Source organism: Micromonospora haikouensis, assembly GCF_000876225.1.
In the GTDB taxonomy this organism is placed as follows: domain Bacteria; phylum Actinomycetota; class Actinomycetes; order Mycobacteriales; family Micromonosporaceae; genus Micromonospora; species Micromonospora haikouensis.
In genome coordinates, this window is record NZ_JXSX01000002.1 from 996578 (window position 1) to 1008281 (window position 11704).

Below are 11704 nucleotides of genomic sequence, written 5' to 3' on the forward strand. Positions count from 1 at the left end.
GCTTCGGGGCCGCCCGCCGGCACGGGTGGGCGGCCCCGGTCGCAGTCGGGGCCTCGGCCCTGGCTCCGGTCGCGGTCCCGGCCCGGCTCCCGGTCGCGGTCCCGGCTCTTGTCGAGGTCCCGGATCTGGTCGCGGTCCCGGATCTGGTCGCGGTCCCGGACCCGGTCGCGGTCAGCGCGGCTCGCGGCCTACCTGGCTGACGAAGGTGGTCCAGGCCGTCGGGGCGAACAGGAGCGCCGGCCCGGCCGGGTCCTTGCTGTCGCGTACGCCCACGAGGCCCGGCAGGTTGGCGGCCACCTCGACGCAGTTGCCGCCGCTCCCGCCGCTGCGGGTGCTCTTGCGCCAGACGGCACCGGCAAGGTCAGTCATGCGCGCTCCTCGATGATCATGTTGATCATTTTCTCTGATTCTGCCTCATCGGAGGCGAGCGCTTCCAGGTCGGACCAGACGTGCTCGTAGGCGGCGACCTCGGCGGGCCGGTCGAGGTAGAGCGCGCCGGTGATGTTCTCCAGGTAGACGGTCGTCGGCTCGGTGGAGGCCCGGCCGAACGCCTGCGGGAAGTCCAGCATCACGAAGGTGCCCGTCTCGCTGGCCAGTGGCGGGCCGGCGGCCAGCGGAAGGATGCGCAGGCTCACGTTGGGCAGCGCGGCCATGTCGAGCAGGTGGCGCAGCTGCCCGGCCATCGCCCGTCGGTCGGGGATGGTGCGGCGCAGCACGGCCTCGCTCAGCACCGCCTTCAGCGTGGGCGCGCTGGGCAGCCGCCGGGTCAGCACGTGCTGGCGGTGCATCCGCACCTCGACGAGCTTCTCCCGCTCGGCCTCGGTCATCGTGGGATTCTTGCGGCGGAAGAGTTCGGCGGCGTATTCGCGGGTCTGGAGCAGCCCCGGGATCAGTTCGGCGTCGTAATGGCGCATGAGGGCGGCGGTCGATTCCAGCCCGACGTAGAGCGAGAACCAGGGCGGGACAATTTCGCCGTACGAGTGCCACCAGCCCTTGGCGCGGGTCTCCTTCGCCAGGCCGGTGACGATCGCCTTCATGTCCTCCGGCGCGCGGTAGATCTCGCACATGGCGCGGGCGTCCACCACCCGCACCGGCACCAGGCCCTTCTCGATGCGCCACACCTTCTGCCGCGAGCAGTCCAACCCCTCTGCGGCGGCGTCCAGCGAGACCGAGGCGTCCTCGCGGAGCTGCGTGAGCAGCCTGCCGAGCTGCCGCCGGGGGACCGTCGACCCGCTTGTTTCATCCGTCATGCAACATCACCGTGCCCCTCGTGCAACATTCCGATCCCATTCCCGCGCATTTCTTTCCTCCATTCCTCGGGGGGGTGATTCTAATTGAGGCTAGAGGGGGTGGGTTGTGTTGCGCAAGGTGGCGGGCGGGTTGCATTCTGTCGAATGTCGGCAGGGTGGTTCGGGTGCCAGAAATGGCGTCGACAATAGCCCGTCGCCCCCCTGCCGGCCCGCTGTCCCGCTCGTTGCGAGTCACGCGCGGGCGGGGCGGCGCAATTCTTCGGCGGCGCTGTTCTTCGGTGGCGCCATCCCTCGGGAAGGACGCCCGATGCGCGTGACGTACGAGGAGTACGTGGTCGCCGTCGCCCTGACGCTCGCCCGCCGGCACCGGCCGGTCTGGAGCTGGAAGCGCTGGCGCAGGGTGTGCCGCTGCGGCGCGGAACTGCCCTGCCGTGCCCGGCACCGCATCCCGATCCGCCGCGCGCACTGGCCGGGGGAGGACGACGCCCGGCCCGGGTCGGGGGAGACCGGTCGGCCTGGGCCGGGGGAGGTCGATCGGCTCGGGGCGGGGCAGGGCGGCCGGCGGCGGCCCGGGGCGGGGCGGCGGCGCGGGTTGGGGGAGGGGCCGTGACCGGCGGCCGTCCGGTGGCGGTGTCTGACGTGGCGGCGACGGGTGCGCCAGTGCGGGGTGCGCCGCTGCCGAAGGCGGGCGACCTGGTGCAGGTGACCCGGGCGGCCAGCGTGCAGTTCGTCGAGCCGATCAGGTGCCGGGTCGTCCGGGTGCTCGACTGGATCACCTACGACGGGTGGGTGTGGCTCGACGTGTACCAACTCGACGGCAGGGGCGATGCCGTCGCCCGCCGGTCGATCTTCGTACGCCCAGCCGGGCTGCGCGTACTGCGGCCCGCCCCTGCACCCCGCTCAGCCCCCGCTCGGCGTACGACTGGCAGCGGCGCGGTGAGGAGCACGGGCGGCGGCTAGGGTTGATTCATGTCGATCACCGATGTGGCGCTGGTCCTCGATGCGGTAGATGCCGGTGCTGCGGTCGTCCGGGCCCACTACGGATCGGCGTTGGGGCGCATCGACAAGGCCGGGGGCGACTTCGCCACCACCGCCGACATCGCCGCCGAGGCGGCCATCGTCGACGTCCTGCGCGCCGCGCGTCCGAACGACGTCGTGCTCGGTGAGGAGGGCGGACGCAGGGGCCGGGAGGATAACGGCCGCGTGTGGCTGGTCGACCCGCTGTGCGGAACGGTGAACTACGCCGCGAGGAACATGCTGGTCTCGGTCAACGTGGCGCTCCAGACCGGGACGCGCACCGCCGTGGCCGCCTCGGCGGACCCGTTCACCGAGGAGGTGTTCTGGACCGACGGCGACGCCGCGTACGTGCGCAGCCGGGGCGGGGACGAACGGCTCGTCCCGTCGGCCGGGTCCAGGTTGGTCGACGTCAACCTCGACCCGCCGTTCCCGAACAGGGACACCTTCCTGGCCGCCCGGATGCTGGCCGACGAGGGCTTCATCGAGCAGTTCCGCCCCCGAGTGGTATCCACGACCCTGGCCGTGGCCTGGGTCGCCGCCGGACGCCGCGCCGCGTACGTCACGGACGGCCACCTGCGCGACAGCGTCCACTTCGCCGCCGGGATCGCCCTCTGCCAGGCGGCCGGCTGCGTCGTCACCGGGATCGACGGCCAACCGCTGCACACCGGCGTCGGCGGGCTCGTCGTGGCCGCCGACGATCGGACACACGCCGCCCTGCTGGCTCTCGTCCGTGGCGCGTGAGCCTCGTCGGCTCCGGCTGCACGATCTCCGGCGTCCCAGGTCACGTCGGCCACGACAGGTAACGGACGCACCGCCCGTACCGCGCCTGGTCCTCACGTCTGCGCACGCCGTCATCAGCGCGTCGCGAACCGTGCCGCGGGAGTACCGAGATCGCGCAGCGGGGCCGACCGCAGGTGGTGTCCCGGACGTCGCCGGCCGCCGCGCGCACTGGGGTGGGGGAACCGAACCGCCTGCCCGGCTGGGGTCTCGGGAGCGGGTTCGGCCTCCATGCGTCGGGGCCTTCCGGGCGGAAGATGCAGGTACGCCGCGTCGGCCACCGGCCCGCCTTCGAAGGCGACGGATATGCCGGGGCTACACCCCCGCATCGACACGCCCGTGCTGGCCGGTCGAACTCGACCAGCCCCGTGGCCAGATCGCGACCAAGCAGACGGCGCTCTTCGGTGAACTCCGCGAGAACGTCTACTCCCTGGTCATGGCGTCACAGCGGCGCACCTCCCTGTCCGGCGACCCGCACTGACGCATCGCGGGCCCAGGCCCGCTCACGCTGCTCGGCAACCATCGCCGGGAGCGTGACCGGGCACGTCGGCGTCGCCCCTGCGTTGTGGTGCGTCCGGGCAGGGCGCTCCGTCGGACCCGAGTCTGCGGCTGTGCTCAGCGCCTGGTCTCGTACCTCGTCAAGATCACTCCGTCAGGGAACGTCCGGGTCTCCACCAGGGTCAGGTTCACCCAGTTGTCGAGGGTCGTGAAGAACGGCTTGCCGCCGCCCAGCAGGACCGGGTGGGTGACGAGCGTGTACTCGTCGATCAGCCCGGCGCGCATGGCCCCGGCGGCGAGGGTGGGGCTGGAGATGTCCAGGGAGCCGCCGTCCTCGGCCCTGAGCCGCGCGATCTCGGTGACCGCGTCGCCGGTGAACAGGCGCGCGTTCCAGTCGACCGTGCTGATCGTCGAGGAGAACACCACCTTCGGCATGTCCCGCCAGCGGCGGGCGAACTCGATCTCCGCCGGGGTGGCACCCGGCCGCTGGTCGGCGGTCGGCCAGTGGGAACTCATCATCTCCCACAGCCTGCGCCCGTACAGCCCCGTGCCCGTCGCCCCCACCCGGTCGGACCACCACTGGAACAGCTCGTCGCTCGGCACGCTCCAGCCGAGGTCGTCGCCGGGCGCGGCGATGTAGCCGTCCAAGCTCAGGTTCATGCCGAAGGTCAGTTTCCGCATCGTGTCAGCCTCTCGTGGGTCGGTCCTCGGCATACAGACGAGCACGGCGCGGAGGAATCATCGGTCAGGCCACACCGAAGGCTGGCTCACCAGAGGGACGGTGGCGTGCCCGCCGGCACGGGGTTGCCAGCCCACTGTGCGGCGCGTCATGTGAAAAAGCTCTGGTGGTGCCACCCCTGGTCAATGGCAGAGCCGGGGCTGCAGTAGTGATCGGATCGGGGCAGTGCCGCCGGTGGGGTCGTCAGGTGCTCGGGGTCGGTAGCGCCATTCTGTAGGCCCCCGTTCGGCAGAGCCGAGCATGGGGGCCTGCCCGGTCAAGGTCATTCAGACAATTAGGGTGCTCCCACTGACCGGGCAGTCTCCCCATGCTCCACGATGTGCAGACGATGGACGACGGGTTGGCCAGAGAGTGCAGTCGAAGAGGTTGGCCGACGCGAGTGGAATGGTGCAACGCCGGTGGATCCTCCAAACTAGTTCGATGAGCATCGACATCGATTCCTGGCTGCGCAGTCTCGTGCTCGGCGGAATATGTTGCGGCTTGCCGCTATTGGTTCTCATCTGGTTCACGTCTGGCGGCAAGCAGGAGGCGCGGCCCCCGGGAGCGCCTTCCTGCGGATACTGTGGCGGATCGGGCCGGTTCCATGGTGCGTCCCAAGGAGGGCTCATCTGCACCAGATGCAACGGCAAAGGCTACTAGCCAAATGACAGGCTCGCCCTGCCCGAGGGGATTGACGGCGATTCAACGCCACCGGGCGGCCCGACTGAGGGCACCACTGGGAATCCAGTGAATCAGCCGGGCTGACGACGCGCTGAGTGGCGCGCAGTTCGCCGCGTAGGTGTACTTACTTTCCAGGTGGTGCTGCACGTACACATCGCGACAGGCTCGCGTAGAACGACTCCAGCGTCTCTGGGGTGAGCCGTCCGATCTCAAGCCACCGGCCTGGAAGTTGGTCGATCGTGGCCCGGGTGCGCGGGTAGCGCCACTCGTCCACCTGGGCCGGGTGCCTGCTTTCTCCGCTTCCTGGCGGCGGTGTGGCCGGCTGGAATGATCTCGGTCATGTAGTGCCACTTGCCGCTGATCGGGTCGACGCCCGCATAGACGCGGAGCGACCCGCTGGGGAGGGTTTTGATCTTGTCGCGTTGGTGCTGGCTGCGTCCGCTCAAGGGGCCATGCGGGCGGCGTAGCACGCTCGCACCGCGAACAGCTCCACGCGAGCTGTTCAGAAGAGGGCAGTACCTGTGCGCCCGGCAGGATTCGAACCTGCGGCCTTGGGATTAGAAGTGGCATTCACGTTCCGATCCCTGGCTTCATTAGCTTCACCAACTGCGCAAACTCTTGCTCTGGTTTCCCCTGGTTGCTCTGTTGGCCTGCATTCCGCACCACGAATAGCACCACGGCCAGCCAGGAAAGGTGGGCCGGGTTGCCCCATGGCGTGGTGACCGGCTGTAATCCACCGCCCGAGGGCCGGCGATGTGGTTCAAAGTTTCTGTACGTCTTCAAGGCGGCCCTGAACGGGCCGCACGCGCCGCCGCCAGGGCGCGCGTCCGTCGCTCCGCTGACGCTCCGACTCCGGCCACGCAACACGCCCGGCGGCTGGCGCGGAGAGCGGGTAGCCGGTGGGCCGCCGCATGACGACAGGCCGCATCCCGGTGGGGTGGTGGGCCGGCAGCCGGCCGGGCCGCGCGGCGAGCACCGCGCGGCGTAGGGGAGCGCACGCCGGGTCTGTCGGCGGCTGCCGGGCCGGTGGCGGGTTGCGATTACTGCGCCTCCGGCGGGGGCGCTCCGGCTCCAGGATGGCCGGGGCTTCGTCGGCGGCTTGCGGTCCGTGGGTGGATGGGGTGGGGAGCCATCCCGCCCGCCGTCGACCCGGGCGAGCCGAGCAGACCACCGCCCGACCCGCCAGCGTCCGTACGGGCGTCAAGGCCGTCTTGACGTGGCGGGCCGGGCGGCGGCCCGCTCCACAGGAGTGCGGGTCGACGGCAGACGGGATGGCGGTTTGGTTGGCTTCTTTAATGGATACGCACCGACTTCGTTCCTCTTATTCTGGATCGTCGTCCGTATCGATAAGGTGGTCGAGGCGATCCAAAAAGCTACTGGTCATTCGCTTCATCAACTCTTCTGTCCAAACAACACGTTCGTCCGCTAAATCCCTTAGCTCGCTTGCGACGGGAGCCCCTTCAGGGTGGGCGAGAATTACAGTCGCCCCAAGTTGCTGAACCGTGCGTACAGCTTCGGCGAGGTCGCGGTCCCCAGCCATTAAGACGAATGAACTGCATGCACCCTGCTGCACTAGCCTCAGCATGTCTAGAACTAGAAGCGTGTCAACTCCTTTTTGTTGGTATATCTTTTCGGGCTTGAAGTGCCGCATAAGTGTCGGATAGTCAATTCCCATGGAATGTGCGGCATTTCGTAGCGCTGGCTTAAAGTCGAATGGGCGCGGCTCTAAATGCCCTAGGCGGAGTTGAATTCCCGGACAGGACTCAAGTTCATTGAAGTATTTCCGCTGCGGTACGTAATTGGCGGAATCTGTGATGGGGTATGCTCCGTCATACCAATATAGTCGAAGAAACTGCATGTCCAGCCGTGTCGCGGCTCGGTGCATCCAGCCCACAAGTTCCTGACCTTGGTAGAGCGCCGACGAGTTCTTTAGCAATGCTCTCCCTGAGCGCGAAATGAATCCTGCATCTACGAGCCCAACGAGTCGGCTTCTCATCACGCACTCCGAAGCATCCTGTGCAACATCCATCGCCTAGCGTATGGGAAGCCCCACAGTGGAAGGAAGGGCCCATCGATGCCAGACTCAGAGCCCGCTGCCCGCGACTATCCAGGTGCAGCATCACGCAGTGTAGTTGATCCAGCGCTTGGAGTCTTGGCGAGGCTGCTGGAACTTCAGGGCCTAACGGTAAGTATTGGCGTTGTGTTGGTGATTCCGGGAGGTGTTCTCGCTGGGCATCTCGTCAACGGCGCACGGTGGTACCGAGAGTGGCTGGATGGGGTAAGTAGAGCGGGCGAGGCGGGCGCCGGTTTCGCCAACGCCCTTCGGAACATCTTTGAGGCAGATGGTCGAGCTTCGGAAAGTACAGGATTTATCGGTCATTCTGGCGAGTACCTTCACATTCTCGACGGGGTACTCCATGCTGGTGACGGAAAGCTTCAAGCGATGCCCTGGAGAGTTCAGCTTGACTCGGTTTCGGCTTGGAGCCTTGGGGCACCGCCTTCGTGAGAATCCTGAGCGCCCGGCTCGAAACCAGGGCACTCGGTTGCCAGTGCCGTGCCCGTTGCCTGCCCGACACAGAGGTCAGCATCGGCGAACCGAGGTGCTCCGGCAGCTCTTGGATGAACTCCACGTGCTTGTGCATCAAGCGGCACGGTTACGCAGCGCACGGATCAACAAGATTCCCAAGCTGACAGTCCGCACAGCTCTCAGCACAAGGGACCCTGTCGCTGTTGACAGCAACGCAGCCAGACGCGGAGGTTGGAGAGGGTAGCGAGGTGCGCGGGACATACGCGGACACGTGCGGACGGGCTGCGTAGGGGCTGCGGCCGAGGCGGCGTCAGACGCGACGCTTAGCGGGACGGGGGATCGCCGCCTTCGCCGGATTGGGTGGACGCGCAGCCCGGATCGACCTTGATTCGCAGAACCCAGTGCCCACGATCATGGTGATCACCGATCAGTGGTTCGCCGCACGCGCACGTCCACGGTTCTCCCTCGGAACCTTGCGGTGGGGGGAAGAAGCGGATCTCCACCTCTTCGGGCAGTTTGATGCCGGGCAACTCGCCGACGTAGATGCGCCCCTCGGTGCCACCGGGGATGACATTGCTGCGCACCGGACTCGCAGGGGCCCGGCCGCCGCTGTCGAGCAGCAAGTCGGTGTGGGTTAGGTAGGTCCTCGCCGGTGTCAGGGTAAGAAAGATGTTGTCTCTGCCCGTCCGCTGGTTTTGGACCTTGACGAACCTGACCCACTCCGGCTGTGGCGCGAGGTCTCGATGGTCGCGTCCGAGCTCAATTTGAGCGACCAGGTCGGCGGCCTCGGCTGACCGCTTGGCTGCGTCTGCCGCTCGGTCAGCGGCATGCTGAGACCCTTCGGCGGCGTCGGCGGAGCGCCGATTGAACGATGCAGTGCGGATGGCGACGATCAGCGCGGCAAGGCTGATCAGAGTGGCGGCGATGGCTAATCCGGTGGTCACGGCGAGAGAGCGTAGCGGCCACTGACGGGTTGCGCGCTAACTGGGTGAAGACCCTCGTGAGAGCCGGGAGCGGACGGCTACGGATCAGCACCCGACGTCAGGGACCTGCGCGGACGCGACCGGACGGAGCGCGCAGAGCTCACAAAGCGAGGGGTCGTGCTCGTGGCGCTGCTCCCGGTTGGCGGCGGGTGGTCGGTGGTTGCTGTGGGGAGGGCTGAACCATCTCGGCATCTCGGCATCTCGGCATCTCGGCAAGGGTGTCGTTGAACTGCGAAAACGTGTGCCGAGATCGTTTAAGGATCGCTGGTTCATCTCGGCAACCGGCATTCATCTCGGCAGGCGGCTGCCGAGTTGCCGAGATCGACTCTGGTCGACTGGTCTGATCTCGGCAGGGTGTTTGCCCTGGTAGATAGCCGGTTCCGCCGAGTTGCCGAGTTGCCGAGATGGTTCAGCGGGTTTCAAGCGTCGTGCTGCTCGACCCAGAAGACGGCCCGGTTACCGCGCTCGTGTTTGCCGGCTCGAACGACGTGGTTGCCGCGCCAGCGTCCGGCCTGTCCGGTGAGCAGCCGGCCGAGTTGTAGCGGGTTCGGTAGGCGTCCGGCATGGGTGGTGATGAACTGGCCGTCCCACGGGTCGTTGACGTCGCTGCCGAGGTGCATCGGCTCGGCGTCTCGGCGTAGGTCGGCGGCGGTCATCGCTCGACTGCCGTGGCGGTCGTGCCAGGTGGTGAGGAACGCGCGCCAGCGCGTTTCGTCTTCGTCGATCTCGCGGACGTCGGCGGCGTTGGTGAGGAACCCGTCGATGCCGTGGTGTGCGAGGAACCCGCCGAGGGCTTGCGCCCAGGGCGTGAACTGACGCATTGACACGCCGGTTACCCGTGGCGCTCCCTGGCGGGTCCAGTCGAGGACGAGGACCAGGAGGTGCCACAGGACGGTGAGTTGGTTGGCCGGGTCGGTGATCCATTGGTCGAGGTGCGGGATGCCGAACCCGGACTGATCGCGCAGCTCGGGGCGGGGCATGTTCGGGTCGAGGTGGACGCGGACGGTACGGGATGCCATGTCGCCACCGACCTGGAGGTTGTTGCCGGTGGCCATCCACAGCCGGTCGTTGACGGTGGCGACGTTGCGGGACGCGCCGAGCTGCCGATCCGACCACACGCCGGTGGTGACGAGCTGGGCGAGCACGGCGGAGTCGATGACCGTCCCCTCAGCGAGGTTGTCCCAGATCACCACCCCGACCTGTTCCGCGAGTACGGCGGTGATGGACTTGCGGAGTTCTTCGTCGGAGTACGCCCACGGCATGATCCGCTGCCCGTAGAGCATGCCGGGGCCGGCGGTCAGGATCGTCTTCCCGGACGACGGCATGGTGGCGTCGATCAGCGCGAACGGCGTCAGCGAGCGGGTGAAGTGCCGCAGGATCGGCGTCGCCAGCAGGGCCACGTAGTTGGCCCGGTCGGCGGCGCTGGCCCACGGGAAGTCGCGCAGGAACCGGCCGAGCAGGAACGTCCGCGCTTGTCGTACCTGCTCGGCGGTGGGCTCATCCGGTACGGGCGGCAGGGCGACCTTCGACGCAAGGTAGAGGCCGGTGGTCGGGTCGTAGCCGGGCCGCTGCAACAGGGTGCCGTCGCGGCGCAGGACCGGGGCACCGATGATCCCGCGCAGCGGCGGCACGTTCGGCCACGTCTTTGCCGCGAGCACGGACGACAGGATCTCCCTCGGCGGGGTCACCTCCTCCTCGAACACCTCCGGATTGCCGCCGTCGCCCTTGCGAGTCTTGAGCCGGTACACGTAGGCGTGCTCGGCGAGCAGCCCGGCGAGCCCGGCCGGGGTGACCGTACTGGCGGCGACGGGTAGCGGGGAATCGTCGTCCGGGCCGGTGGTGAGGCCACCGGAGACGGCTTCCATGTGGACCAGAGACCCGGCTGACACGTACGTGTCGGGTAGGACACCGTCGACCAGCGCGGCCTTGAGGACCCGGATGGTTTCCGGCCCTGAACCAACCTGCAACCGGGGGGCGCTCATGCTGCCACCACCCGAGGCTGCCGCGCGCCGACCCGTAGGCCGGATGCGATCGTACGGGCGATCTCACCCGGCCGCAGCCCGATGGACAGGGCGGCGGGTTCGAGAACCGCGGTGACGTCGTCGTCAGTGAGCGCGCCACCGGCGGCGAGCTGCCCGAGCGCGACCGCCGAGGTGAACAGGGCGTGGTTGCGGCGGCCTTCCGGCGCGGAGGTCAGGTGTGTGACCTGCCGGTGGATCGCGGCGGCGACGTACCGGCCGCGCCGGTCGACGTCGAGGGCCACCGTGACCGCCTGCCGGGCCGGCGGCGGGGCGGGCGCGATGAGCTGGCCGAGCCAGTCGGGCAGCGGGGCGGGGTCGACGTCGAGCGCGACGGTGTAGGGGCGGCCGGCGACGGTGGATCCGGCGGCGACGACGTAGCCGCCGTGGGCGCGGGTGTCGACCAGCCATCCGAGCGCCCCGGCGGTGTTTCGCAGCGTCGGCCCGGTGGAGGGGTGGCGGGAGTAGAGGTGGGAGCCGGCTCGCCCGGTGATCACCGTGTACGTGGTTTCGATGCGGTGGCCGTGCTGGTGGCAGACGGTGGCGAAGACGTCCACGCCGTTGCCGCACAGGTCATGGTCGGCGGGCGGGATCTGACCTGGCTTGGGCACGTCCAGGTCGACCACCACGAGCCGGGACGGTCCGCAGGCGAGGCCGATTCCGTACGGTCGGGTTGACCATGCTCGGCGGATGCGGTCGGGGTCGGTGGTGGCGCGGGTTTCCCAGCCGAGGTGCCGGCCGGCGGCGCGGCAGCGGGGGTCGGTGCGGTCGCACCGGTCGGCGGCGTGGTTGGGAAACGCGGGCCGCTTGTCGTCGGGGCGCAGCGGGAAGACGTGCCATCCGCGTGCGGCGTGGGCGAGTGCGGCGGCGAGCAGGTCGAGGTGGGACATGGTGCCTCCGATCGGTGGGTGCGGGCGGGGTCAGCGGCGGTGGGTGAGTAGCGCCCAGATCACGAAGCCGGCGAACGTGATGACGGCGACGGCGGTGAGGGTGGCGGTGGTGAGGTCGCGGATGAGCCAGCCGGTGACGCGGGCGCGAGCTAGGGCGGCGTCGGCGTGCCACGCGATCCGTTCGACGCGGCGGCCGAGGGGGATACCGAGAGTGATGCCGAGGATGGTGCCGAGGGCGAGGGCGGCGAGCGCTACGGCGGCCGGGTTCATGGCTGCTCCCTGGTTTCGGGCGTGGTCGACCGGCCGTGGATTCCACGTGGATTCCACGGCGGGTTTGTCTAGGTG

At 68.6% G+C, this 11704-nt stretch carries 11 protein-coding genes; 3 read left to right on the top strand and 8 right to left on the bottom strand.

Going from position 1 to position 11704, the window contains the following annotated elements; genetic code table 11:
* Positions 1 to 171: 171 nt before the first annotated feature.
* Both TK50_RS21130 and TK50_RS21135 read right to left on the bottom strand, forming a co-directional pair.
* Entirely contained in the window at positions 172 to 369 is a 198-nt protein-coding gene (locus tag TK50_RS21130) for a DUF397 domain-containing protein (RefSeq protein ID WP_043966210.1), read from the bottom strand.
* A complete protein-coding gene (locus TK50_RS21135; protein ID WP_043966211.1) occupies positions 366 to 1250 on the bottom strand; it encodes a helix-turn-helix domain-containing protein in 885 nt (294 codons plus the stop codon). Before TK50_RS21135 ends, TK50_RS21130 begins: the two co-directional genes overlap by 4 nt.
* A 307-nt stretch (positions 1251 to 1557) precedes the next feature.
* On the opposite strand from TK50_RS21135, the gene TK50_RS21140 reads away from it, so the two are divergent.
* The 3 genes from TK50_RS21140 (at position 1558) to TK50_RS21150 (ending at position 3008) form a co-directional block, all read left to right on the top strand.
* The gene (locus TK50_RS21140; RefSeq protein ID WP_043966213.1) at positions 1558 to 1860 is read left to right on the top strand and encodes a hypothetical protein; all 303 of its coding nucleotides are present in this window, start codon (positions 1558 to 1560) and stop codon (positions 1858 to 1860) included.
* Positions 1861 to 1925: 65 nt separating this feature from the next.
* Positions 1926 to 2210 (top strand): hypothetical protein, encoded by a 285-nt coding sequence (locus tag TK50_RS21145; protein WP_043966628.1) that lies wholly within the window; start codon positions 1926 to 1928, stop codon positions 2208 to 2210.
* 9 nt (positions 2211 to 2219) lie between these two features.
* Complete coding sequence (locus tag TK50_RS21150) at positions 2220 to 3008, top strand: inositol monophosphatase family protein (RefSeq protein WP_043966214.1); 789 nt, start codon at positions 2220 to 2222, stop codon at positions 3006 to 3008.
* 651 nt (positions 3009 to 3659) lie between these two features.
* Here the strand turns inward: TK50_RS21150 and TK50_RS21155 are convergent.
* The 6 genes from TK50_RS21155 to TK50_RS21180 form a co-directional block, all read right to left on the bottom strand.
* Positions 3660 to 4223: a dihydrofolate reductase family protein gene (locus tag TK50_RS21155; RefSeq protein WP_043966217.1), complete on the bottom strand. Its 564-nt coding sequence runs from the start codon at positions 4221 to 4223 to the stop codon at positions 3660 to 3662.
* 2039 nt (positions 4224 to 6262) lie between these two features.
* Positions 6263 to 6970 (bottom strand): NYN domain-containing protein, encoded by a 708-nt coding sequence (locus TK50_RS33040; protein ID WP_082106464.1) that lies wholly within the window; start codon positions 6968 to 6970, stop codon positions 6263 to 6265.
* A gap of 821 nt (positions 6971 to 7791) precedes the next feature.
* Entirely contained in the window at positions 7792 to 8412 is a 621-nt protein-coding gene (locus tag TK50_RS21165; protein ID WP_043966221.1) for a hypothetical protein, read from the bottom strand.
* Between the two features lie 458 nt (positions 8413 to 8870).
* Positions 8871 to 10433, bottom strand: coding sequence for a hypothetical protein (locus tag TK50_RS21170; protein WP_043966223.1), 1563 nt, complete (start codon positions 10431 to 10433; stop codon positions 8871 to 8873).
* Complete coding sequence (locus TK50_RS21175; protein ID WP_043966225.1) at positions 10430 to 11359, bottom strand: bifunctional DNA primase/polymerase; 930 nt, start codon at positions 11357 to 11359, stop codon at positions 10430 to 10432. The genes TK50_RS21170 and TK50_RS21175 overlap by 4 nt, the downstream gene beginning before the upstream one ends.
* A 30-nt stretch (positions 11360 to 11389) precedes the next feature.
* The gene (locus tag TK50_RS21180) at positions 11390 to 11629 is read right to left on the bottom strand and encodes a hypothetical protein (protein WP_043966227.1); all 240 of its coding nucleotides are present in this window, start codon (positions 11627 to 11629) and stop codon (positions 11390 to 11392) included.
* Between the last annotated feature and the right edge of the window lie 75 nt (positions 11630 to 11704).

Excerpts from the sequence above, each read along its gene's own strand:
- TK50_RS21130 (WP_043966210.1), bottom strand. The coding sequence starts at position 369 with ATGACTGACCTTGCCGGTGCCGTCTGGCGCAAGAGCACCCGCAGCGGC.
- TK50_RS21135 (WP_043966211.1), bottom strand. The coding sequence starts at position 1,250 with ATGACGGATGAAACAAGCGGGTCGACGGTCCCCCGGCGGCAGCTCGGC.
- TK50_RS21140 (WP_043966213.1), top strand. The coding sequence starts at position 1,558 with ATGCGCGTGACGTACGAGGAGTACGTGGTCGCCGTCGCCCTGACGCTC.
- TK50_RS21150 (WP_043966214.1), top strand. The coding sequence starts at position 2,220 with ATGTCGATCACCGATGTGGCGCTGGTCCTCGATGCGGTAGATGCCGGT.
- TK50_RS21155 (WP_043966217.1), bottom strand. The coding sequence starts at position 4,223 with ATGCGGAAACTGACCTTCGGCATGAACCTGAGCTTGGACGGCTACATC.
- TK50_RS33040 (WP_082106464.1), bottom strand. The coding sequence starts at position 6,970 with ATGGATGTTGCACAGGATGCTTCGGAGTGCGTGATGAGAAGCCGACTC.
- TK50_RS21170 (WP_043966223.1), bottom strand. The coding sequence starts at position 10,433 with ATGAGCGCCCCCCGGTTGCAGGTTGGTTCAGGGCCGGAAACCATCCGG.
- TK50_RS21175 (WP_043966225.1), bottom strand. The coding sequence starts at position 11,359 with ATGTCCCACCTCGACCTGCTCGCCGCCGCACTCGCCCACGCCGCACGC.
- TK50_RS21180 (WP_043966227.1), bottom strand. The coding sequence starts at position 11,629 with ATGAACCCGGCCGCCGTAGCGCTCGCCGCCCTCGCCCTCGGCACCATC.